The organism is Gilliamella sp. LMG 34362 (assembly GCF_984569125.1).
This window is the reverse complement of record NZ_OZ474902.1, coordinates 267,405-288,992: the sequence shown is the minus strand read 5'-3', so window position 1 is coordinate 288,992 and position 21,588 is coordinate 267,405. Positions and strand designations below refer to the sequence as shown.

Sequence of the window (21,588 nt, the reverse complement as noted above, 5' to 3'; positions counted from 1 at the left end):
CATCATGAGCTTCTCTATTTTTTCGGTTTCTGGTTCAGCCTTAATGGCACAAACACAACGAATGAATGTCAGTGCCAGTAATTTAGCTAATGCGGATAGTGTTACCAGTACTTCTGGTCAAGCTTATCGAGCCAAACAAGTTATCTTTCAAGTCGATGACAATGGTTATTCCAATAGTGTTGCTGGAGTAAAAGTAGCACAAGTTATTGAAGATCCTGCGCCAATGAATTTAGTTTATGAACCTAATCATCCTTTAGCTGATGAACAAGGCTATATTCAAAAACCTAACGTTGATGTAGTAGCAGAGATGGTTAATACCATTTCTGCATCTCGTAGCTACCAAGCAAATGTAGAAGTGATTAACACCGCAAAAAGCTTAATGCTAAAAACACTGACTCTAGGACAATAAAAGGGCGTAATTGATGGGTATCTCAAATGTAGCAGTTTCAGAATCAACTAATATGGCCAGTCCACAAGCGCTAAAGAAAGGTACGTCTGATGGTAACTCTAGTCAGGAACTACAAGATAATTTCTTAACATTACTTATTGCCCAAATGAAAAATCAAGATCCTACCAATCCAATGGATAACAGTCAGTTAACCTCGCAATTAGCTCAAATCAATACGTTAGCGGGTATCGAACGACTGAATACCACATTAGGTATGGTTTCAGGCCAAATTGACGATAGCTTATCAGTCAATGCCAGCAACATGATTGGTAAAGGTGTCATGGTTCCAGGTAATAAAATTTTAGTCGCTACATCAGAAGTGGAAGGTTCGGAAAGCGAAAAAGAAACTATTACCACACCATTTGGCTTTGAACTTATGCGTGATGCTGAGTCAGTGGTCATTACCATCAAAGATGAAAATGGCAATGTTGTACGTGAGGTCGATTTAGGTTCGATTCCTGCTGGAGTTAGCTCTTTTACTTGGGATGGGGAACTGAATGATGGAACACTGGCGCCTGATGGTAGTTATACGTTTTCGGTTAATGCCACTTATGACGGGCAAAAAGTATCATCCACACCACTATCTTACTCGGTTGTGTACGGCGTAATTAATAGCAAAGTTAATAATAAAGTATTACTTGATTTAGGGATACTTGGTTCAATTAGTATTGACGAAGTACGTCAAATTCTTTAAAGGGGAATAAGTTAATATGGGATTTTCTCAAGCAATTAGTGGTATGAATGCCGCATCAAAACAATTAGATGTTATTGGTAATAATATTGCCAATTCTGCAACAGTTGGCTTTAAAAGTGCTAGCATTTCATTTGCCGATATCTATGCTGGTTCAAAAGTAGGAATGGGCGTCAAAGTGGCTGCGGTTATGCAAAATTTTAATGATGGCACCACAACGTCAACCAATAATAGTCTAGATGTTGCTATCTCTGGTAATGGCTTTTTCCGCTTAGTTGATAGTAGTGGTCAAATCTATTATACCCGTAATGGCCAGTTTCAATTAGATGCTGATCGCAATATTATCTCAGCGGATGGTTTTCAATTAACCGGTTATCTTGCCACAGGCACACCACCACAGATCCAACAAGGTTCAGCACCAGGCCCATTAAAGATTTCACAAGAGATGTTAAATGCATCAGCAACCAATAAAGCCTCTTTGCAAACAAATTTAAATTCAAATAGCAAAGTACCTGAAAAACAACCAATTAATGCCACCGATGCTGATACCTTTAATTATTCAACCACGATCACCACTTATGATTCTTTAGGTAATCAACGTAATGTTCAGCTTTTTTATGTTAAAACGGCTGATAATCAATGGGATGTTCATTATCTTGATAGTAGTGATCCTAACGCAAGCCTACAAGCATTAGGGCAAATGGAGTTTGATTCATCAGGCAAATTAATTAGTGATCCAGAAATGACGATTAATATTAATGGGCTTAATGGTTCAGCCGACAATAGCTTCACGCTGTCATTAGCAAACAGTACTCAACAAAATATGGGTAAAGAAGTCGGTAGCATTAAAACCCCTGTCGTTGATGGTTATGCCGCTGGTGATCTGGTTGGCTATAGTATCAGTGATGATGGCTCAATTTATGGCGTCTATTCTAACCAACAAACGATGTTATTAGGCCAAATTGCCATGGCTGATTTTGCCAATGTTAATGGCTTAGAATCAGCCGGTAACAATAACTGGCGGGCGACCCTTAAATCTGGTGGTGAAGTATTAGGCTCAGCTAATACTGGTACTTTTGGTTTACTAACCAGTGGTGCAGTTGAATCATCCAATGTCGATATGAGCCAAGAGTTAGTCAATATGATTGTTGCCCAACGTAATTATCAATCTAATTCACAAACCATCAAAACTCAGGATCAAATTCTTAATACATTGGTTAATTTAAGATAATTTAAGGAGTATTTATGGATCGCGTTATTTATACTGCTATGTCTGGCGCAAGCCAAACATTAAATCAACAGTCCATAACTAGTCATAATTTAGCTAATGTATCGACAGTTGGCTTTCGGGCGCAATTAACAGCAATGAAAGCCGTTCCCATTGTCGGTAGTAGTATGCCGACAAGAACTATGGTAACGGCAACTACGCCAACCTATGATTCAACAATCGGTGCCTTTAATTACACTGGACGCAATTTAGATGTTGCTTTATCCCAAGACGATTGGCTAGCAGTACAGTTAGCTGATGGCAGTGAAGGATATACCCGTAATGGTGCGATTCAAATCGATGAAAACGGCACACTTAACATTCAAGGCTTTCCGTTACTTGGTGATAATGGCGTATTAACAGTACCTCAGCGTTCACAAGTTAGTGTCAGTACTGATGGGACTTTATCAGCTTTAGGTGCTGGCGATAAACGCACCACCATTGCCCAAGTAGGAAAAATAAAAAAAGTTCACCTTGAACGCAATGAATTGGTACGTGGTGATGATGGATTTTTCCATGCAACTGAGACAACCATAAATAATCGTGGTGCCGTGTTACAAGATAACCCTAATGCAAAATTGATGTCTGGAGTACTCGAAGGCAGTAATGTTAATCCGGTAACGGCAATGGTGAATCTAATTAGCCATTCACGTCAATTTGAAATGCAGATGAAACAAATTACCACTGCCGACGAAAATGCCCAAAAAGCCAACCAAATATTATCGTTAACTTAACTAAAATAGGAAACAGCAATGATTAAATCATTATGGATTGCAAAAACCGGTTTAACTGCGCAACAAATGAATATGGATATTATTTCCAATAATTTAGCCAACGTTAGTACAGGGGGTTTTAAACGCCAACGCGCCGTTTTTGAAGATCTGTTATACCAAACAGTTCGCCAACCAGGAGCGCAATCTTCAGAACAAACAACATTACCATCAGGATTACAAATTGGTACTGGTGTAAGGCCAGTTGCAACCGAACGAATTCATAGCCAAGGTAATTTAGAATTAACCGATAACAGTAGTGATATTGCCATTAATGGACAAGGATTTTTCCAAGTTCTTATGCCTGATGGAACGCAAGCCTATACCCGCAGTGGCGCTTTTCAAGTTAATCAAAATGGTCAGTTAGTAACAGCTGCTGGTTATGAAATTCAACCAACAATCAACATTCCATCCAATGCTATAAAAATGACCGTAGCACGTGATGGCATCGTCAATGTCACCTTAGCTAATCAATCAACTCAAGTACAAGTTGGTCAATTAACATTACACACTTTTATCAATGACACCGGATTAGAAAGCGTTGGTGAAAATCTATATCTAGAAACCGAAAGTTCTGGTGCACCAACTGAAAATACACCGGGACTGAATGGTGCTGGACTGCTATACCAAGGTTATATTGAAACGTCGAATGTGAATGTGGCCGAAGAGTTGGTTAATATGATTCAAGTACAACGTGCTTACGAAATTAATAGTAAAGCAATATCGGCATCTGACCAAATGTTGCAACGTTTAAATCAATTATAAATCTAACAAAATGATAGCGGTAATGAGATATCTTTATATTTTAATAACTTTGTCGTTAGTTGGTTGTAGTCAATTACCTAAAAAAGCATTAGTTGAAGGCGACACCAGTATTGTTCCAAAAATGCCAGAAATTGTGAACAGCAGTGGTTCCATTTATCAAGCTTCACAACCAAGTAGTTTTGGTTATCAACCGATGTTTGAAGATCGTCGACCACGCAATATTGGTGATGTATTAACGATTGTTTTACAAGAAAACGTTAGCGCAAGTAAAAGTTCATCCATTAATGCCGGCCGTAATGGTGGAGTCAATTTAGGGGTAAAAACCGTACCGCACTTTTTAGATGGGCTGGTTGGTCGAGGCAAAGTAGATACAGATATCTCAGGTAGCAATGATTTTAAAGGTTCTGGTGGTGCTAATGCTAAAAATACCTTTAGCGGTACCATTACCGTCACCGTTCAAGATGTCATGATTAATGGTAATTTAAAAGTGATTGGTGAAAAACAAATTGCAATAAATCAGGGCACAGAATTTATTCGATTTTCAGGTGTTGTTAACCCTCGGACAATAAGTGGTAGTAATACCGTTATATCAACTCAGGTCGCTGATGCTCGTATTGAATATGTAGGTAATGGCTACATCGATGAAGCACAAACAATGGGTTGGTTACAGCGCCTGTTTTTTAATCTTTCGCCATTTTAATGAGTATCATTATGCTAAATAAATTACGTACTTTTATCTGTTTTGTTTTGCTAATAGTGATTGTCCCTTCTAGTTATGCCGAGCGAATAAGAGATTTGGTGACAATACAAGGCGTTCGCGAAAATGCCTTAGTCGGCTATGGTATCGTGGTAGGGCTTGACGGTACCGGTGACCAAACTTCACAGACACCATTTACGATACAAAGTATCACCAATATGCTCTCACAATTAGGTATTACCGTGCCATCAGGAAGCAACATGCAGTTAAAAAATGTGGCAGCGGTAATGGTCACGGCTAAATTACCGTCTTATGCGCGTGTTGGCCAACAAATTGATGTGGTTGTTTCGTCATTAGGCAACGCCAAAAGCCTGCGTGGTGGTACATTGATTATGACACCATTAAAAGGCGCCGATAACCAAGTTTATGCGATTGCACAAGGTAATCTTTTTGTTGGTGGTATGGGGGCAAGCAGTAGAAGCAGTAGTGTAACGGTTAACCAAATGGCTGGTGCCACCATTCCTAGCGGTGCAACCATCGAAAGAGAATTAGTTACACGCTTAGATGAAAACAGCACTATTCATTTACATCTTAACTATTTTGATTTTACTGTGGCTACAAAAATTGCTGATGCTATTAACAAAGTGCAAAAAAATATCGCCATTGCTTTAGATGGCATGACCGTAAAATTGACTATGCCACAAGACAGTCAAGCAAGAGTTAAATTATTATCTACAATTCAAAATCTCCAAATTAGTGCTAGCCCTATTTCCGCTAAAGTGGTGATTAATACACGTACTGGTGTCGTGGTCATGAATCAAAAAGTACAATTAGACAATTGTGCCGTTGCACATGGCAATTTATCCGTGGTGGTAAATAACAAATTGAAAGTTAGCCAACCCAATACACCACTCGCCGGTGGCAACACAGCAGTGGTTCCAGATGATGAAGTAACTATCGAGCAAGATGGTGGCGCACTACAGAATTTAGCGTCTGGCGCCGATTTAAATCGAGTTATTCATTCACTTAACTTATTAGGTGCCAATCCTACTGAGTTAATGTCAATACTAGAAGCATTAAAAACCGCGGGTTGTTTGCATGCCGCATTGGAAACTATTTAAAGCAGAACTATTGAAATGAAAAACCTAATAAATCAGTCTATAAATCGTTTTGCTTATGATTTTTCTAGCATTAATCAATTGAAACGTAATGCTGTTAGTGGATCAACTGACAGCATCAAACAAGTTGCCGATCAGTTTGAAACACTATTTGTAAATATGATGATGCAATCTATGCGCAAAGCGGTACCCAATGGCGGTTTATTTAATCAATCAGCAATGCAATTATTTACCTCTATGTTTGATCAACAAATTGCTCAACAAGCGGCAGGTAAAGGTTTGGGGCTATCTAATGTTATTGTTAAACAATTAACTAATCAGCCACATTCTACGCTTAATATTCATTCACAAGCTCAAGCGAATAATAATCAAACTAATATGCGATTGGCACAATCTTTATTTAGTGATAATTCATCCAATTTATCGCCAGCAGCATTAGGGCAAATGCTTTATCAACAGCATAAAGCCAACAATTTAACCAAAGCCAATGTTAATGAATCAACCTTGCCAACTTCGCTCAACAAAGTTGATAAAGACCATATTAGCCAATTTGTCGTCGAATGGTTTGAGCCAGCAAAGCAGGCATCGAAAATATCTGGCATCCCTTATGAAGTCATTATTGCTCAAGCAGCTTTAGAAACCGGTTGGGGTAAAAAACAGATAAAAACGGCTGATAATAAGCCGAGTTATAACTATTTCGGTATAAAAGCAACCTCATCATGGCAAGGTAATTCAACTCGGTTAACGACTCAAGAATTCCTAAATAACAATATGGTTAAAATTAAAGATGAATTTAGGGTGTACAACAGTAAACAACATGCATTAACTGATTACCTTAATTTATTAACCAAAAGCCCACGTTATCGTGCCGTGGTTAATGCTCCCGATGCTAGAACAGCAGCCAAAGCACTACAAGACGCACACTATGCAACTGATCCTAACTATAGCGAGAAACTGATCCAAATTATTGGTCGGATCGAGCAAATTGCCAAAAATACACCGCAAAAATCAATATCTGGATTTAGACAAATTGCCTTTAAATAGTGCTTAAATAAATATAGCTGTTAAATAAATTACATTATCATCACAGCCAAAAAGTAGACCAAACTCTACGCTATAGTCAATAAATAACCAATAATGCGTTAGTTGCACATATCGAGATCACCTATAATCACGTTTCTCACCCTTTGGCAAATAGCTGGTCATCAGCATAGCAATATAAAAAACAGTATGACAATAAAATGATAATAGTAAGAAATTTGATAATCAGGAGGTTGTAACCCCCTGTTTGTTAGATGAATAGTCATGTTTAGGATGTGTAAAAATTAATAATAGATTATTTCATTTGAAATAATGACATGTTTTGCATGTTCATAAATGTATATTGTGCTGCTTGTAAATTTGCTTGTAGCATCACATAATCTGAAATCGCTTCATACCAATCAACATCTTCAATTTGACTAATTTGCGTTTCAAAATCAATATCTAAGGTTTTACCCAGTGCGGTTAATCTTTCGACTTCAGCCAATACATTTCCGCCTGCAGCTCTAACAGTCGAGATATTTTCAAATGAGTTATCAACACCTTGACTGGCTTTAGATAAACCTAATCGAAACTGTTCAATAGCTTCAGGATCATTATCATCTAAACCAATTTGCAATGCCGCTATGGCATAATCGATACTCGCAAAGACATCACTTTCTACTTCTGTATTGGCGCCTGTCATAAAAATCTGTTGACCAGTAAAACTTAGCGATACTTCACGGGTATCATCGATGAAAACATTAATCGTAGTTGAACCACCAACATAATTCACTTTACCGCTTTCATCGACCACAAAAGGAGGGGTATCATTTTTATTACCAGCAAACAGATAATTACCATTGGTATCCTTAGCATTGGCTAACGAAATTAACTGATCTTTTAATCCTTGTAGCTTATTGGCTAAATCTTGTCTGTTTTCATCATTTAACGTCTCATTACCGGCATAAACTAAAGTTTCTTGGATTGATTGAATCACAGTATTCGCTTCTTTTAATACTGTATCTTGCCGACTTAATGATTTATCAACACTATCTCGTGCTGCTTGAAATTGGTTATTTCTTGATTGAGCTTGCTTTAAAATTAATGTTTGTGAAGCACCCATTGGATCATCTGAAGGTGATAATATTTTCTTGCCAGTTGCCAAATGTAATCCTGACTTTTGCCACTTGGTATTGGTATTTAAAATACTATTTAGATTTTTTTGATACATTGAATGAGTACTAAGTCGCATGTTTAAATCCTTTTATTATTTGGCCAAACCTAAAATGGTATCAAATATTGTCGTTGCTGCATCAATAACCTTGGCATTTGCTTGGTAATATTGCATATAAACTTGCATAGAAATATATTCTTCTTCGATATTCACACCAGAGATAGATTGATTCTGCTCATAAATTTCTTGAGTGATATTTTGACTCGATTGCGCTGAAATTTTAGCTGTCTGCGTCTCACTACCTATATAACTAACTAATGATGTATACGCACTATTTAAGGTTTTAGTACCATTAACTAGTTTTTCATTTTGTATATCAAGTAGTTTTGCCACATTTCGATTATCACCACTACCATTTTCATCATCGTTAATACCGGTAGCGAGTTTATTCACATCTTTAACCAGTAACTGTAATGATGAGGCTACATCGGCAACAGGTTTAAGTAAAAAGCTATCACCAGCAACCGCATTGCCAGTAATTTCAATCGATAAGCCGTCAAAAACTAACTTACCATCGCTAACTTGTGGGGTAATTTGTTGATTATCAGATAATCTGGTTACTACCCAATCGCTGCCATTGAACTCTATTTTATAATCAGAAGCGTTGACTTCAGTTACTGAGTTATAATCCATTTTAACGGTAGCATTACCTTGATTTTGGCTATTAGCAATACTAGTCGGTTTATGATAATCAAATAGTTTTTCGCCAGGATCGCCATTAATATCAACGCCAGACGTATGAACTTCATTAAAGCGCTCAGCTAAATTTAACGCCAGCAACCCTAATTGATTGCGAGCTTCAAGGAGTGGTCCATCACGAAAAGCTAATAATCCATTTAATCGACCTGATGCGATATTTTGACTTGTCAGTTCTTGTGTCGCACCAGAATTATGGGTGTAAATAATCGTATTTAAGGCAGGATCAGAGGCCGAAGGCTGCACCGCTAACTGATTTGTCGATGCGCCTTGTACTAAGCTTAAACCATTGCTAAGCGAAATATTATATTGGCCATTTTGCTCGGTAACAGTTATACCAATCAGTTCGCTTAATTCAGTTACCAATTGATCTCGTTCATCTAGTAAAGAATTAGGTTCATGACCACCACTGACAGCCTGTAATTTGGCAATTTTTTGATTAAGATCGGCAATTTGTTGGGTATAAGTATTAACTTTATCTATGTTATTTGTCAGTTCAGTATTGATATTGGCAATCTGATTTTTTAAATTCAATTCCGTTTTATTGAACTGGCTGACTAAAGAGGTAAGATCGCTAATCACTGTCTGTTTCGTTGCTGCATCACCCGCATTGGAAGAGAGCTTATTTAAGCTAGCAAACAGATTATTTAATTGTGAGGAAATACTGTTTTCGTTTTCAGCTAGTAAATTATCGACTTTTGATAACTCATTGTAATAGGCTTTTATCGAACCATTTTGCGATTGTGATTGACGTAATTGACCAACCACAAAACTGTTATATGCGCGGTTAACTGATGATACCGCAACACCATTACCTACAAAGCCAAAATTATACTTAGTACCGTTTGCTTGACGCAAAATTTGCTGCTGGCGGTTATAACCAACTGTATGTGCATTACTAATATTATTACTAATCACATTAAGCATATTTTGTGCTGTATTTAATCCACTAATACCGGTATTCATCAATGAATTTGACATAAAGGCTCCTAAATATAATCTCAGTTAATAATAAAATTATTAAACTAAAGTGTTATTATTTATATCGGCCTACAATTTAAAAACTTTAGTTATTTTTAGATAAAAATGGATTTTTTTTGATTTTAATTTTTTAACCAGCTTAATCTGAGTATTTATGTTGATATTATTCTGATTTAATTTGTTTGGCCTGTTTTAAAAAATCGATGCCAGTCATGGTATTTTCATCTTCAATATACTGCTGTGCTGATTTGTTCAAAATTAAAATACTAATACGACGATTAGCATCTTTGCTGTAATTTGGGTTATTTAATCCCACCGTATCGGCTAAACCAATAATACGAATGATTTTATTGGAATCTAATCCACCAGCGATCAACTCTCTTCTTGATGAATTTGCTCTATCTGCGGATAACTCCCAGTTACTATAACCACGATCGCCGGTTATATACTGACGCTCATCAGTATGACCAGATAACGTCATTTTATTAGGTAACGAATTTATGATTGGTGCTAAAGCATACAAAATTTCTTGCATATTAGGATGAATAACCGCACTACCAACATCAAACATCGGTTTATCATCGGTGGCTAAAATCTGAATTCTTAGCCCCATTTCTGTTAGTTCAACAATAAGATTAGCGGCTAATTTTTGCAGTCGAGGATCTAGTTCAAATACTTCATATATTTTATTCGCTGTATCAATTAATTGCTTTTTTTCATCTTGATTCAAATCAGACTCGACAGGATGATCATTCAATATGGTATTTTTATCTTCACCTACATTTTTAGATACATCATCGCCACCACCCGGTATCGGACTTTCACTATCACTGATATTTTTGCCACCATTTTGACCTAATATCAATGGTGTTCTAAAGTATTCAGCAATGCCTTGTAACTCTTGTGGACTGGACTTAGCAATTAACCACATGACGAGAAATAGCGCCATCATCGCCGTCATAAAGTCAGCATAAGCAATCTTCCATGATCCACCATGATGGCCACCGCCATGACCGGATTTCTTTTTAGAAATAATTATTCTTACTGACTTCTTTTTCATTATTCATTATTTTCTGTTGGGTTAGCGTTTTTATCTTTCACTTCTTGAATATATTTTTCTAATTCAAAGAAAGATGGCCGTTCGTGGGAAAAAATTGTTTTGCGACCAAACTCAATACAAATTTGCGGAGCATAATCATGCATACTGGCAATAAGAATCACTTTAGTACATTCTAAAATTTTTACTGTATCGGCATTTTTTTGCCTTAATAAGGCTGCTAAAGGCGACACAAAACCATAAGCAAGTAAAATACCTAAAAAGGTACCAACCATAGCATGGGCAATAAGCTCACCCAATTCGCTAGCTGGGCGGTCAGCTTGTGCTAAGGTGTTAATTACCCCCATAACTGCTGCCACAATACCAAAAGCAGGTAAACCATCACCGACGCTAGCAATAGCATCAGCTGGTTTTTCAAGTTCATGAGTATAGGTTTCTATTTCCTCATTCATTAGTGCTTCGATTTCATATACTTCCATATTGCCACTGATCATCAAACGTAAATAATCAGTGATAAAATCACAAACTTGCGGATTGGCTAAAATAAGTGGGTATTTTTTAAATAACTCACTCTCCTTGGGATTATCGATATCTTCTTCAATCGATAAGCCACCACTTTGACGCACTTTAGTTAATATGGTGTACATTAAATTAATTAATGTTAAATAAAGTGTTTTATTATATTTTGAGGTTTTAAATAAATTACCTAGCGATTTAAGTGTCGCTTTGATAACTTTCTTTTCATTACTGACAATGAAAGCACCAATAGCTGTCCCACCAATAATGAGAAACTCTAATGGCTGAAAAAGTACCGCCAAATACCCGCCACTTAGCACATAGCCTACTAAGGCTGAAGCGATAACCACAATATATCCTATAATTATTAGCATTGGCTTTCCTTTATCTCCATAAAATATAACTAACTCTGTTTTACAGCTTAATGTTTACTTAAATTGTTACCTGATTTGCTGTGACTAAATTAAATGCATTTGGTATTGATAAAACTTGTAAACATTTGGCATGACTCTCTTTATGTGTTTTATTATTTTTTTCTGCTCTTGATGGTGGCTGGCATAAACTGCACACAAAGCTATTATGCGGTTGATAAGCATGGGTAATAAATCGCCCTTTGCACTCCTTGCAACTTGACTGCTGCATAACATTACTTTCAACAAATTTAACTAAAATCCATGCTCGGGTTAATCCTAAAATAGGCTCTTCATCTTGAGGAAAGGAACACTGTTCTAAATAGAGTTGATAGGCTTTTAAAATGGCCTGAACACCAGGTTTAATGCCATGTTTAACTAAAAAATGGTAAGCATTATAAAACATACTTGAGTGAATATTGGGCTCCCAAGTCATAAACCACGTAGTTGAAAAGGGAAGTAAACCTTTAGGAGGAGGACATCCTTGAATTTCTTTATATAATTTAATTAATTTACCACGGCTTAAATTGGTTTCACTTTCTAACATTTGGATTCTAGCGCCGAGTGAAATTAATCGAATAGCTAATTGAACTTCTTTATACTTTTGAATAATACTTGTGCTACTCATCTTTATCATCTACCTACTTATTAATTGAATCTAAAAGTAAGCTTGATAGAAGGATCCCTGTATGCATCTGCTTTATATCACTAACGCGAGATTCCTCAGTTAATTTTTCCATCATTGCCGAATTTTTAAATCTAAATTGAAATGTTAATTGATTGGTTTCAGATAGAACCAACATTTGAGAAGCACTTAAATTACTCAAGATATCAGCTGTTTTTTCATCAATTCCTAATCGATACATCGCCATCACTTTATCTTTTTCAATCATCTTTTGACTTAATAAAAGCGTTGAAAGATTTAAATGATGAATACATTTCAAAATATCGTCATCTTGTATATTTCCCAATTTAACCACCACAATCCATATCTGCTTGCGTTCGTATAAAAAAACGCAAAATTAATAAAATACAACTAACACCACTTTTTTAAACTTAAAGTTACATTTTTAAATTCGAAAGGTCAATAAAAAAATCATTTCAATTTATTTTCGATTTATTTTTCCATGTTTTACTGTTTTAACTCTTTTTTTTATAAAACAATTTTACTTTGTATTCGTTTAATTGCTTGGCTATGTAATTGACTTACTCGAGATTCGCTAATATCCAACACTTTTCCAATCTCTTTTAAATTTAATTCTTCTTGATAATAGAGAGCTAAAACCATTTTTTCTTTTTCTGGTAAGTTACTAATTTGTTGAACAATAATATTGCGAATTTCATCATTAATAATGGAAGCAAAAGGATTGTTATCTGCGTCAGGCTCAATTAACGCATCCAAATTATCGCCGAGTTTTTTGTGAATCTCATCATAAGAACAGATTTGGCTATAATTTGAATCTAATAATACTTTGTGATATTCAGTAAGAGATAATTGCAGATGTGCAGCTATCTGCTGATCATTGGGAGGTATGCCTAATTTTTGTTCTAATTCATTAATAGCATTAGTGACATCTTTAATTTTTTTCCGTGTTTGCCGTGGTAACCAATCTCGACTACGCAATTCATCTAGCATAGCCCCTTTTATTCTCGGAGTAGCAAAGGTAGTAAAAGTATAACCTTGAGATGCATCATAGCGTTTTATAGACTCTAATAAACCTATATAACCAACTTGCAGTAAGTCATCAAGTTCAATCGTTGTTGGCAATCGAACAGCTAATTTCAACGCTTCATTACGAACTAAATATAGATATTGTTGCCAATCGATTTGATTCACTACACCTTGAGAGTTATACAGGCTATCACTCATTTTTCTGAACCAATGTAAAAAAATGCTAATGATTATTATGACGATAATTGATTGAATTAATGGCAAGAATAAGATATTAAAAAATAGGTAATTAACATTATTAACAATAGTGGTATTAAAAAATACCACTATTGTTATCGTACAAAATTAGAGTGACCGAAATTCTAGTTATGTACTTGTATTGTTTTATTGTAATAAAGACAATACTGATTGTGGTACTTGGTTAGCTTGTGCTAATACTGAAGTACCTGCTTGTTGTAAGATTTGACCACGAGTCATATTTGATACTTCTTCAGCATAATCTGCATCTTCAATACGGCTACGTGCTGAACTTAAGTTATTTACAGTATTATTGATGTTAGTTACGGTTGATTCAAAACGATTTTGTACCGCACCAAGCTCACCACGTAATTCATCAATTTTTGATAATGCTTCATCGATTGTTTTTAATGGATCTGCGGTTGGCGCATCAGATACATTAAAACCAGATAAACCTAATTTATCACTGTCAATTTGTTTTAAATTGATAGCAATGATTTCACCATCATTTGCACCAACTTGAATGTTCAGTGTTTTGTCTTCTGATAATACTTTAGTACCATTGAAGTCGGTTTGTGCTGATACACGGTCGATCTCTTGTAAACGTTGATCGATTTCATTTTGGATTGATACAAGATCGCTTTCAGAGTTAGTACCGTTTGCTGCTTGAACAGTTAATTCACGAATACGTTGTACGTTATTATTGATTTCGTTTAATGCACCTTCTGTAGTTTGTGCAATTGAAATACCGTCATTGGCATTACGTGCAGCTTGAGTTAAACCACGAATACTAGAAGAAAAACGGTTAGCGATTGCTTGACCAGCCGCATCGTCTTTAGCACTGTTGATACGCATACCAGATGATAGACGCTCAATTGCAGTTCCAAGCACGCTTTGAGAATGATTAAGGTTGTTTCTTGCCATTAAAGACATAGTATTAGTATTAATTACTTGTGCCATTTTTATCTCCTTTAATATGATTAGTTAGATCAACGAGATATTGAAAAACAATTCAATATATATGCTGATGGTTTAGTTATCGGTATTAAAAAAGGAAACTTTAATATTTTTTTGAATTTTTATTTATTGAGGTTAAATAAAGCGGAATAACTAAGTTGTTTGATGAACATGATTAAAGGGCATCATAGATGTTTATATGTGTAGTAATTGAAGTTATGTATCGCTGAATCGACTGGTTGATAGCCTTCTTTAAGAAAATTTGTGGCAACAAAACTTAAGTTTGTCCCCTTTTAATTCATGGCAATATATTTTCTATATCAATCAATAGTAATAATATTGGATGTATCACTACACAATCTTAATGTTAGACAACATAAAGGAGAGGTGACATCACTATTGATTAAGAGAACTAACTCATTTTTTAATAGATAAAACCGATTATCAATATTCTCATTGCCAAAACCGACTTATTTATTAGTAAAGATAAAAAACTAAAAACAGCTAAACTTTTTACGGTATTGGTCGATAAAACAAGGGATGAAAGAATTTATATTAGGATAATCAATCATGGCAATGAGTATATTAGGAATTGGTTCTGGTATTGATTTAAATGAAGTATTAGATCAATTAGAAGCCGTTGAGAAAAATCGTCTTACACCGATAAAGGCCCAACAAAAAGCAGTTAATAACAAAATAAGCGGTTTTGGCAAATTAAAAAGTGCATTATCAACATTCAACAGCGCAACAGCAAAACTGCAAAAAAAAGAGCTGTTTCAAGCGCGTTTTGCATCTGGTAATGACAACTATTTTACTACTAATGTAAATAGCAAGGCCCAATTAGGTAATTATGCAGTTAGCGTCGAACAACTTGCCACTGCGCATAGTGTTGCTACGAATGCTATAAATGATAAAACATCAACGTTAGGTAATGATAATGAAACCCGTACCCTCACAATAGAACAAGCTAATGGCCAAAAATTAAATATCACGTTAGGCAAAGATGATACATCGCTCGAATCGATTGCCAATGCAATCAATCAAGCTAAGGTGATTAATGAAGATGGTTCAACCAGTGACACAACGGTAAATGCAACTATTGTCCGTTCTGGAACTGATAGCTATCAACTGGTTATCACATCGAAAGAAACTGGTGAACAACAAGCCATTACCTCTATATCATCCGATGATGATAAGCTTAATTCACTAATTGGCTTTAATGCTAATCAAGCTGATTCATCAGCTATGAGTGAAGTAGCTAAAGCGCAAGATGCTAAATTTAGCTTTAATGGTATAACGATTAATAGTTCATCAAATACCGTCAAAGAGGTTATTCCAGGTGTCGATATCACATTAAAAGCAGTCACTACAACAGCGCAAAATTTAACCATCAGTGCTGACAATGACAAAGCTCAAGAAGCCCTTAAAGAGTGGGTTGATGCCTTTAATCAATTACAATCAACCATATCAAGCTTAACGCAATTTACCGCTGGTGATGCCAATTCAGATGAATTAAATAATAGTAATGGCCCACTGATTGGTGATTCAACACTACGTAATATTGATCAAAGTATTCGCTCTATATTTTCTAAAGGTCAAACTGGAGAATTATCGGTACTAGCACAAATTGGTATCAATATGGATAGTAATGGCAAGCTAGTGATTAAAGAAAACGAATTAGAAAAAGCCCTTAAAGAAAACAGTGACGCAGTCGCCATTTTATTTACTGGTGATGGTGAAACAACTGGCATTGCCAACGAAGTCTTTGCCAAAGTAAGTAGCTTTATTGATAACGATGGCATGATTGATACGGCAACTAACGGTTTAAATTCTACCTTAAAATCATTAGATAAACGCTATGACCAAGTTAATAACTCTATTGACCAAACTATCGAGCGTTATCGGGTACAATTCACAAAACTAGATATCTTAATCAATGAATTAAATGGTATGAGTAATTACCTTACCACCCAATTTGAAATGATGGCGAATTTGAAAAAATAAGGCATAACAATGTATAAAATGGGATCTCAAGCTTATAAACAAGTTAATTTAGAAACCAGCGTTAGTCAGGCTTCACCTCATCAGCTTATTGTTTTGTTATTTGATGGCGCATTAAATGCTATTCGCTTAGCTGAGTTATATATACAAAAGGGTAATATTGCTGGTAAAGGAAAAGCCATTTCTAAAGCTATCAATATCATTGATAATGGGCTTAAAAGTTGCCTTGATTTAGAGCAAGGCGGTGAAATTGCTGAAAATTTAGATCAATTATATCAATACATCAGTCAGCAACTGGTTTTCGCTAATCTACATAATGATGCGCAAATACTGCAAACTTGTTTTGATCTGCTTAATAATATTGCCCAAGCTTGGCGAGAGATAGCATAGTTATGGATGTAGCAACATTGAATACCAGTCTAGTACTAGAACAATACGAGCAACTCAATTATGTTGTTGAGCAAATGCTAATTAATGCACAACAAGAAAATTGGGAATTATTAATTAGTTGGCAAACTCAGTATCAGCAGTTAGCACGTGATATTCAACTCAAAAATGGGTTAACTACTATTGATAATATACCATTATCACAACAAGATATTCTTCAAATGTATATCAATAATATTCTTAGTTATCATGAGCAATTAAAGCAATTAATCCATCTTCGACATAATGAATTAAGCCAATTAATTGGTGAGCAGGTTGATTATCAAGCCAAAATAGATAGCTACCAAACAATCGCCAATTTAGTTTAGATTATTCACAGAGTAGTTAAAAAAAAAAATAAAAATAATTGAGGAACGGGGTTTTTTAGCTATTTTTATCTGCCAAAAACCCCACTCCGCAAACTTTTTTTTATTAATTTTACATCGTTAATGTATACACTTTGCTTGTACTGGTGACTAGCTCACTTCGCAATAACTAAAGCATTTTTAACTTCAAAAATAATCTTATAGCGAGTATCTCGATAGTCGTTGTAATAACAATAGTGGTGAGGTTAAGCCAATTTAGGATAAAAATTGGTGATTAATTAATACTATTTTTTAAACCAAAATATTATCATCTAGTCGATAAGTAACCATCCGATAAAGGTTTAAACATTCATATTCATAATTTCTTGATATGCTGCGACTAATTTATTGCGAACTTGAATACCAAATTGTAAAGAAACTGAAGACTTTTGCATGCTAACCATCACCTCATTTAATGCGATATTGGCTTCACCCATCTCAAATGCTTTGGCTTGCTGGCTAGCGTCTATTTGTGTTTGACTGATTTTATCTAATGCCATTTTTAATTCAGCCATAAAATTTTGTTCACTATTATTAATAGATTGCTTATGTGAAAAATCAAGTTGGGTTAATGTTGTACTATTGAAGGCATCAATACTATTCATAATAAAGGTCACGGTTATTCGTCTTAATCAAGTTATAACGTAAATTATCATAAAGATAACAATCTAAAAGCGATAACTAAAGGGTAAAGCATATGCTTTTTTAGCTATTGATTTTTTTAAATACACAGATAATAAACCCTAGAATTAATCTAGTCAGTTTAGTGTTAGGATACATATGGATAGCCAGGCAGTTGGTAACAAAGGCGAATCAATATTGAGTAAGTTACCTTTTATTAATCAATTAAAAATAAATCGTAAAATGCTACTCCTTATTGTAGGAGTAATTGTAATAGCAATTAGTAGTATTACTTACTTATGGCTTAAAGACGATAATTATGGCGTATTATTTAGTAATTTGAATGATAAGGATGGCGGTGAAATCATTAGCCAACTTGATAAGTTAAATATTCCCTACAAATTTTCATCCTCTGGCACAACTATCTTAATTCCCCAAAATCAAATTTATCATACTCGTTTACGAATAGCACAGCAGGGTTTGCCTAAAGGTGGTGCAATTGGTTTTGAACTACTCGACAAAGAAAGTTTTGGCATGAGTCAGTTTAATGAACAAATCAACTATCAACGAGCATTAGAAGGCGAACTATCGAGAACCATTGCAATTATTAGTAGTGTAGATGATGCCAGAGTGCATTTAGCGATGCCTAAACCCTCTTTATTTGTTCGAGAAAGAAAATTCCCTTCCGCCTCTGTTGCACTAACTTTATTACCAGGTCGAGCTTTATCTCAAGGTCAAATTGACGCCATCATTCATTTAATTTCGAGTAGTGTTCCAGAATTACAAGCGGATAAGGTGACGATTATTGATCAAAAAGGCAATTTATTAACCGGTGAAAGATACCGTGACAGTAACGTTAATATTGCCCAATTAGAATATAGTGAACGCATTGAAAATCTAATTCGAGAACGAGTAGAAAAAATTATTATCCCTATTTTGGGACAACAAAATGTTAAGGTACAAGTGAATGCGGATATCGATTTTAGTCGGCAAGAGTCAACATCAGAAATTTATGATCCCAATAGCGATGCCAGCAACCAAACTATTCGTAGTAAGCAACAAATTGAAAATAGCCAATTAGCATCAAGCAATATTATCGGTGGTGTGCCGGGCGCATTATCTAATCAACCGGTACCAACGCCTAGTGCACCAATTGATGGTGAGAGCGATAGCAAAGATAAAGACGATAAACAAAAAATGTATCATTTACAGTCAAATAAAACATTGAACTTTGAAGTTAATCGTCAAGTTATTCATAGCAAAATCCCTGAAGGTCGTATCAAGCGTTTATCTGTCGCTGTTTTAGTTAATTATAAATTTATTTCAGCCGATGAAATCACATCGGCAAATGAAGAAAATTCAGAACAGGAAGCTGTTGAAAAATGGGTAAAACTAGATCAAGAGGAACTGACCCATATTGAAGCGCTTGCCCGTCAAGCAATGGGGTTTTCTGACTTGCGTGGTGATTCATTAACAGTGGCTAATTTGAAATTTACCGATCAAATTGAAGATGAAAATGCCGCCATGGTCTTTTTACAAAAACATGAAGTTTTCGACATGCTGAAAGTCGCAATTAAATATCTGATTTATATTTTAATAATCTGGTTTGCATGGCGCAAAGTATTACGCTCGATATGGATTAAAATTCAAAGACAATATCTTAATACTGATAACAGATCATCTGATGGCACAATGGCTAGTGAAGATAAGCTTGATTACAAAGCACACAGTAAACTGCAACAGAAGATTTTTGAAGATAATATGCAACAACAGCAATACATCCGCAAAATTGTCGAGAAAGATCCTCGTGTAATGGCTCTGATTATACGTGGTTGGATGAACAAAAAGGACACCGAGTAATGAATTTAACTGAAGCGCAAAAAGCAGCGACAATTTTAATGATTTTAGGTGAAGAATTAGCAGCCAAAGTAATGCAATTTTTAAACCACAAAGAGGTACAAAAAATTAGTAGTGCCATGATGGGATTGCCACAATTAACTCAAGAACAACTGAAAAATATTCTTAATGAGTGTCAAAATACTCTTGATGATTGTGCAGTATTAAATACAGATACCAATGGCTATTTAAGAAAAGTTCTAGAAAAATCAATTGGTAGTGATAAAGCTAACCGATTACTTGATGAACTATTAGATACCGATATCGAAGATACCACTGATGGTTTAAAAATGCTTAACTTTGTCGATGCTGCACGCGCGGTTGATTTAGTTAAAAAAGAACATCCACAAATTATCGCCACCATTTTAGTACATTTAAATCGCGATTTAGCTGCTGAGATTTTAAATTTATTTGATGACCAATTACGTAATGACGTCATGCTACGTATTGCAACTTTCGGTGGTGTAGAGCCATCAGCATTAGAAGTATTATCGACATCATTATCAACCTTACTACATGGACAAAATATTAAACTTAATAACATGGGTGGCATCCGCACCGCAGCAGAAATTATCAATCTGATGAAATCACAACAAGAAGAATTGGTTATCAATGCATTACGAGATTATGACAATGAGCTTGCTCAAAAAATCATTGATGAAATGTTCCTATTTGAAAATCTGATTGATGTCGATGATAGAAGTATCCAACGTCTACTCAAAGAGGTGGATAATGAAACCTTAATCATCGCTATGAAAGGGGCAACAGAAACGCTACGCGACAAGCTATTAGCAAATATGTCACAACGAGCTGCCTCAATATTACGAGAAGATTTAGAAAACAGACCACCAGTTCGCTTGTCGCAAGTCGAAACCGAACAGAAGAAAATTTTGGTTATTGCACGGCGCTTAGCAGAAACTGGTGAGATGATCTTAACGAGTGGTGATGATGAATATGTATAATCATACTAATAGTGTAAGTTGGAAACCATTGCATTTCCAAGATTTGGCACTTAGCGAATTGTCACCATTAACCAGCCAACAACAGCCAGAAGAGTTGGAAGAATTTGCGCCACCATTAGAGCCAGATAGCCAAGATGATCAAAATGAAGACTCTTTTGATATTAATAGCCCAGCAATATTGCTAGAACTCGAAAATATTAAACAACAAGCAAGAGATGAAGCATACCAAGAAGGCTTTAATTTAGGTAAAGAAGAAGGTTTTAATATTGGCAAACAGACTGGCTATGAGCAAGGATTCACTCTCGGTCACCAAGAAGGGCTGGACACAATGGAACAACAGTTAACGGCAGAAAAATTAACTAGCATAAATGCCATCAAAAATTTAGCAATCAGCTTTCAACAATCGATTAGCCAAATTGATGAGAAAATTGTACCAAAGCTATTTGACTTAGCTTTACTTGCTGCCGAAAAAACAGTTGGTTCATTATCAAAAGTAAAACAAAAACAATTATTACATATTATAAAATCATTAATTGAACAAAATACAATTGTTAACCCACCAATTGTGGTACGAATTAATCCAACAGACTTGTTATGGCTTGAACCACAACTAAATAATGAGTTGCAACCACAGCAATGGCAGTTTATAGCCGATGCCAATATCGAATTAGGGGGTTGCAAAATATTTACCCAAACCAATGAGATCGACGCCAGTGTAACCCATCATTGGCAAATCATCTCAGATAATGTACATGGAGTTGAACATTAAGGTGGACTT

At 35.4% G+C, this 21,588-nt stretch carries 23 protein-coding genes; 14 read left to right on the top strand and 9 right to left on the bottom strand.

All coding sequences use genetic code 11. From position 1 onward, the window contains the following. Position 1: 1 nt before the first annotated feature. The 8 genes from flgC to flgJ are packed head-to-tail and all read left to right on the top strand — an operon-like array spanning position 2 to position 6,800. Complete coding sequence (gene flgC, locus AC5LWZ_RS01415; protein ID WP_086353945.1) at positions 2 to 409, top strand: flagellar basal body rod protein FlgC; 408 nt, start codon at positions 2 to 4, stop codon at positions 407 to 409. 13 nt (positions 410 to 422) lie between these two features. Beyond that, the gene (gene flgD, locus AC5LWZ_RS01410; RefSeq protein ID WP_065579055.1) at positions 423 to 1,142 is read left to right on the top strand and encodes a flagellar hook assembly protein FlgD; all 720 of its coding nucleotides are present in this window, start codon (positions 423 to 425) and stop codon (positions 1,140 to 1,142) included. Between the two features lie 16 nt (positions 1,143 to 1,158). Further along, entirely contained in the window at positions 1,159 to 2,370 is a 1,212-nt protein-coding gene (gene flgE / locus AC5LWZ_RS01405; RefSeq protein ID WP_065579054.1) for a flagellar hook protein FlgE, read from the top strand. A gap of 14 nt (positions 2,371 to 2,384) precedes the next feature. After that, positions 2,385 to 3,140 (top strand): flagellar basal body rod protein FlgF, encoded by a 756-nt coding sequence (locus tag AC5LWZ_RS01400; RefSeq protein ID WP_493457926.1) that lies wholly within the window; start codon positions 2,385 to 2,387, stop codon positions 3,138 to 3,140. 18 nt (positions 3,141 to 3,158) lie between these two features. After that, on the top strand, positions 3,159 to 3,941 hold the full coding sequence (gene flgG, locus AC5LWZ_RS01395) for a flagellar basal-body rod protein FlgG (protein WP_110448818.1): 783 nt from the start codon (positions 3,159 to 3,161) through the stop codon (positions 3,939 to 3,941). A 22-nt stretch (positions 3,942 to 3,963) separates the two neighbouring features. After that, the gene (locus tag AC5LWZ_RS01390; protein WP_110448819.1) at positions 3,964 to 4,641 is read left to right on the top strand and encodes a flagellar basal body L-ring protein FlgH; all 678 of its coding nucleotides are present in this window, start codon (positions 3,964 to 3,966) and stop codon (positions 4,639 to 4,641) included. Positions 4,642 to 4,652: 11 nt separating this feature from the next. After that, positions 4,653 to 5,759 (top strand): flagellar basal body P-ring protein FlgI, encoded by a 1,107-nt coding sequence (locus AC5LWZ_RS01385; protein WP_294884551.1) that lies wholly within the window; start codon positions 4,653 to 4,655, stop codon positions 5,757 to 5,759. 15 nt (positions 5,760 to 5,774) lie between these two features. Next, positions 5,775 to 6,800 (top strand): flagellar assembly peptidoglycan hydrolase FlgJ, encoded by a 1,026-nt coding sequence (gene flgJ, locus AC5LWZ_RS01380; protein WP_493463852.1) that lies wholly within the window; start codon positions 5,775 to 5,777, stop codon positions 6,798 to 6,800. Between the two features lie 292 nt (positions 6,801 to 7,092). Here the strand turns inward: flgJ and flgL are convergent, their stop codons facing one another. From flgL to AC5LWZ_RS01340, 8 genes are all read right to left on the bottom strand, one after another. Next, entirely contained in the window at positions 7,093 to 8,031 is a 939-nt protein-coding gene (flgL, locus tag AC5LWZ_RS01375) for a flagellar hook-associated protein FlgL (protein ID WP_086358406.1), read from the bottom strand. 15 nt (positions 8,032 to 8,046) lie between these two features. After that, entirely contained in the window at positions 8,047 to 9,690 is a 1,644-nt protein-coding gene (gene flgK / locus AC5LWZ_RS01370; protein ID WP_493463851.1) for a flagellar hook-associated protein FlgK, read from the bottom strand. Between the two features lie 163 nt (positions 9,691 to 9,853). Beyond that, positions 9,854 to 10,750: a flagellar motor protein MotB gene (gene motB, locus AC5LWZ_RS01365; protein WP_294910818.1), complete on the bottom strand. Its 897-nt coding sequence runs from the start codon at positions 10,748 to 10,750 to the stop codon at positions 9,854 to 9,856. Then, positions 10,750 to 11,637 carry a flagellar motor stator protein MotA gene (gene motA / locus AC5LWZ_RS01360; protein WP_034900975.1) on the bottom strand — a complete coding sequence of 296 codons (888 nt, stop codon included), beginning with the start codon at positions 11,635 to 11,637 and terminating at the stop codon, positions 10,750 to 10,752. Before motA ends, motB begins: the two co-directional genes overlap by 1 nt. A gap of 58 nt (positions 11,638 to 11,695) precedes the next feature. Beyond that, positions 11,696 to 12,301, bottom strand: coding sequence for a flagellar transcriptional regulator FlhC (gene flhC / locus AC5LWZ_RS01355; protein WP_086358409.1), 606 nt, complete (start codon positions 12,299 to 12,301; stop codon positions 11,696 to 11,698). A 13-nt stretch (positions 12,302 to 12,314) separates the two neighbouring features. Further along, complete coding sequence (flhD, locus tag AC5LWZ_RS01350) at positions 12,315 to 12,635, bottom strand: flagellar transcriptional regulator FlhD (protein WP_086357028.1); 321 nt, start codon at positions 12,633 to 12,635, stop codon at positions 12,315 to 12,317. A 191-nt stretch (positions 12,636 to 12,826) separates the two neighbouring features. After that, positions 12,827 to 13,543, bottom strand: coding sequence for an RNA polymerase sigma factor FliA (locus AC5LWZ_RS01345; protein WP_086357009.1), 717 nt, complete (start codon positions 13,541 to 13,543; stop codon positions 12,827 to 12,829). Positions 13,544 to 13,729: 186 nt separating this feature from the next. Continuing rightward, positions 13,730 to 14,542, bottom strand: a complete 813-nt coding sequence (locus AC5LWZ_RS01340) for a flagellin N-terminal helical domain-containing protein (RefSeq protein WP_086363624.1) — start codon at positions 14,540 to 14,542, stop codon at positions 13,730 to 13,732. 567 nt (positions 14,543 to 15,109) lie between these two features. Here AC5LWZ_RS01340 and fliD point away from each other — a divergent pair. The 3 genes from fliD to fliT are packed head-to-tail and all read left to right on the top strand — an operon-like array spanning position 15,110 to position 17,295. Then, complete coding sequence (fliD, locus tag AC5LWZ_RS01335) at positions 15,110 to 16,543, top strand: flagellar filament capping protein FliD (protein WP_493463850.1); 1,434 nt, start codon at positions 15,110 to 15,112, stop codon at positions 16,541 to 16,543. A gap of 9 nt (positions 16,544 to 16,552) precedes the next feature. After that, the gene (gene fliS, locus AC5LWZ_RS01330; RefSeq protein WP_294892879.1) at positions 16,553 to 16,930 is read left to right on the top strand and encodes a flagellar export chaperone FliS; all 378 of its coding nucleotides are present in this window, start codon (positions 16,553 to 16,555) and stop codon (positions 16,928 to 16,930) included. Positions 16,931 to 16,932: 2 nt separating this feature from the next. Beyond that, positions 16,933 to 17,295, top strand: a complete 363-nt coding sequence (fliT, locus tag AC5LWZ_RS01325; RefSeq protein WP_294892878.1) for a flagellar protein FliT — start codon at positions 16,933 to 16,935, stop codon at positions 17,293 to 17,295. 338 nt (positions 17,296 to 17,633) lie between these two features. Here the strand turns inward: fliT and fliE are convergent, their stop codons facing one another. Continuing rightward, on the bottom strand, positions 17,634 to 17,936 hold the full coding sequence (gene fliE / locus AC5LWZ_RS01320) for a flagellar hook-basal body complex protein FliE (RefSeq protein ID WP_493463849.1): 303 nt from the start codon (positions 17,934 to 17,936) through the stop codon (positions 17,634 to 17,636). Positions 17,937 to 18,111: 175 nt separating this feature from the next. Here fliE and fliF point away from each other — a divergent pair, with 175 nt between their 5' ends. Genes fliF through AC5LWZ_RS01305 form a run of 3 tightly spaced genes read left to right on the top strand, consistent with a single transcriptional unit; the run spans position 18,112 to position 21,579 of the window. Beyond that, positions 18,112 to 19,812, top strand: coding sequence for a flagellar basal-body MS-ring/collar protein FliF (gene fliF / locus AC5LWZ_RS01315; protein ID WP_493463848.1), 1,701 nt, complete (start codon positions 18,112 to 18,114; stop codon positions 19,810 to 19,812). Further along, complete coding sequence (gene fliG, locus AC5LWZ_RS01310; protein ID WP_086358416.1) at positions 19,812 to 20,810, top strand: flagellar motor switch protein FliG; 999 nt, start codon at positions 19,812 to 19,814, stop codon at positions 20,808 to 20,810. The genes fliF and fliG overlap by 1 nt, the downstream gene beginning before the upstream one ends. Next, positions 20,803 to 21,579, top strand: a complete 777-nt coding sequence (locus AC5LWZ_RS01305) for a flagellar assembly protein FliH (protein WP_493463847.1) — start codon at positions 20,803 to 20,805, stop codon at positions 21,577 to 21,579. The genes fliG and AC5LWZ_RS01305 overlap by 8 nt, the downstream gene beginning before the upstream one ends. Positions 21,580 to 21,588: the final 9 nt, after the last annotated feature.

Coding starts and splice junctions, on each gene's coding strand:
- AC5LWZ_RS01305 (WP_493463847.1), top strand. CDS start 20,803: ATGTATAATCATACTAATAGTGTAAGTTGGAAACCATTGCATTTCCAA.
- AC5LWZ_RS01340 (WP_086363624.1), bottom strand. CDS start 14,542: ATGGCACAAGTAATTAATACTAATACTATGTCTTTAATGGCAAGAAAC.
- fliF (WP_493463848.1), top strand. CDS start 18,112: ATGGATAGCCAGGCAGTTGGTAACAAAGGCGAATCAATATTGAGTAAG.
- AC5LWZ_RS01345 (WP_086357009.1), bottom strand. CDS start 13,543: ATGAGTGATAGCCTGTATAACTCTCAAGGTGTAGTGAATCAAATCGAT.
- flhC (WP_086358409.1), bottom strand. CDS start 12,301: ATGAGTAGCACAAGTATTATTCAAAAGTATAAAGAAGTTCAATTAGCT.
- fliE (WP_493463849.1), bottom strand. CDS start 17,936: ATGAATAGTATTGATGCCTTCAATAGTACAACATTAACCCAACTTGAT.
- motA (WP_034900975.1), bottom strand. CDS start 11,637: ATGCTAATAATTATAGGATATATTGTGGTTATCGCTTCAGCCTTAGTA.
- motB (WP_294910818.1), bottom strand. CDS start 10,750: ATGAAAAAGAAGTCAGTAAGAATAATTATTTCTAAAAAGAAATCCGGT.
- fliD (WP_493463850.1), top strand. CDS start 15,110: ATGGCAATGAGTATATTAGGAATTGGTTCTGGTATTGATTTAAATGAA.
- fliT (WP_294892878.1), top strand. CDS start 16,933: ATGGATGTAGCAACATTGAATACCAGTCTAGTACTAGAACAATACGAG.
- flgD (WP_065579055.1), top strand. CDS start 423: ATGGGTATCTCAAATGTAGCAGTTTCAGAATCAACTAATATGGCCAGT.
- flgG (WP_110448818.1), top strand. CDS start 3,159: ATGATTAAATCATTATGGATTGCAAAAACCGGTTTAACTGCGCAACAA.
- AC5LWZ_RS01390 (WP_110448819.1), top strand. CDS start 3,964: ATGAGATATCTTTATATTTTAATAACTTTGTCGTTAGTTGGTTGTAGT.
- flgE (WP_065579054.1), top strand. CDS start 1,159: ATGGGATTTTCTCAAGCAATTAGTGGTATGAATGCCGCATCAAAACAA.
- fliG (WP_086358416.1), top strand. CDS start 19,812: ATGAATTTAACTGAAGCGCAAAAAGCAGCGACAATTTTAATGATTTTA.
- flgJ (WP_493463852.1), top strand. CDS start 5,775: ATGAAAAACCTAATAAATCAGTCTATAAATCGTTTTGCTTATGATTTT.
- flgK (WP_493463851.1), bottom strand. CDS start 9,690: ATGTCAAATTCATTGATGAATACCGGTATTAGTGGATTAAATACAGCA.
- fliS (WP_294892879.1), top strand. CDS start 16,553: ATGTATAAAATGGGATCTCAAGCTTATAAACAAGTTAATTTAGAAACC.
- AC5LWZ_RS01385 (WP_294884551.1), top strand. CDS start 4,653: ATGCTAAATAAATTACGTACTTTTATCTGTTTTGTTTTGCTAATAGTG.
- flgL (WP_086358406.1), bottom strand. CDS start 8,031: ATGCGACTTAGTACTCATTCAATGTATCAAAAAAATCTAAATAGTATT.
- AC5LWZ_RS01400 (WP_493457926.1), top strand. CDS start 2,385: ATGGATCGCGTTATTTATACTGCTATGTCTGGCGCAAGCCAAACATTA.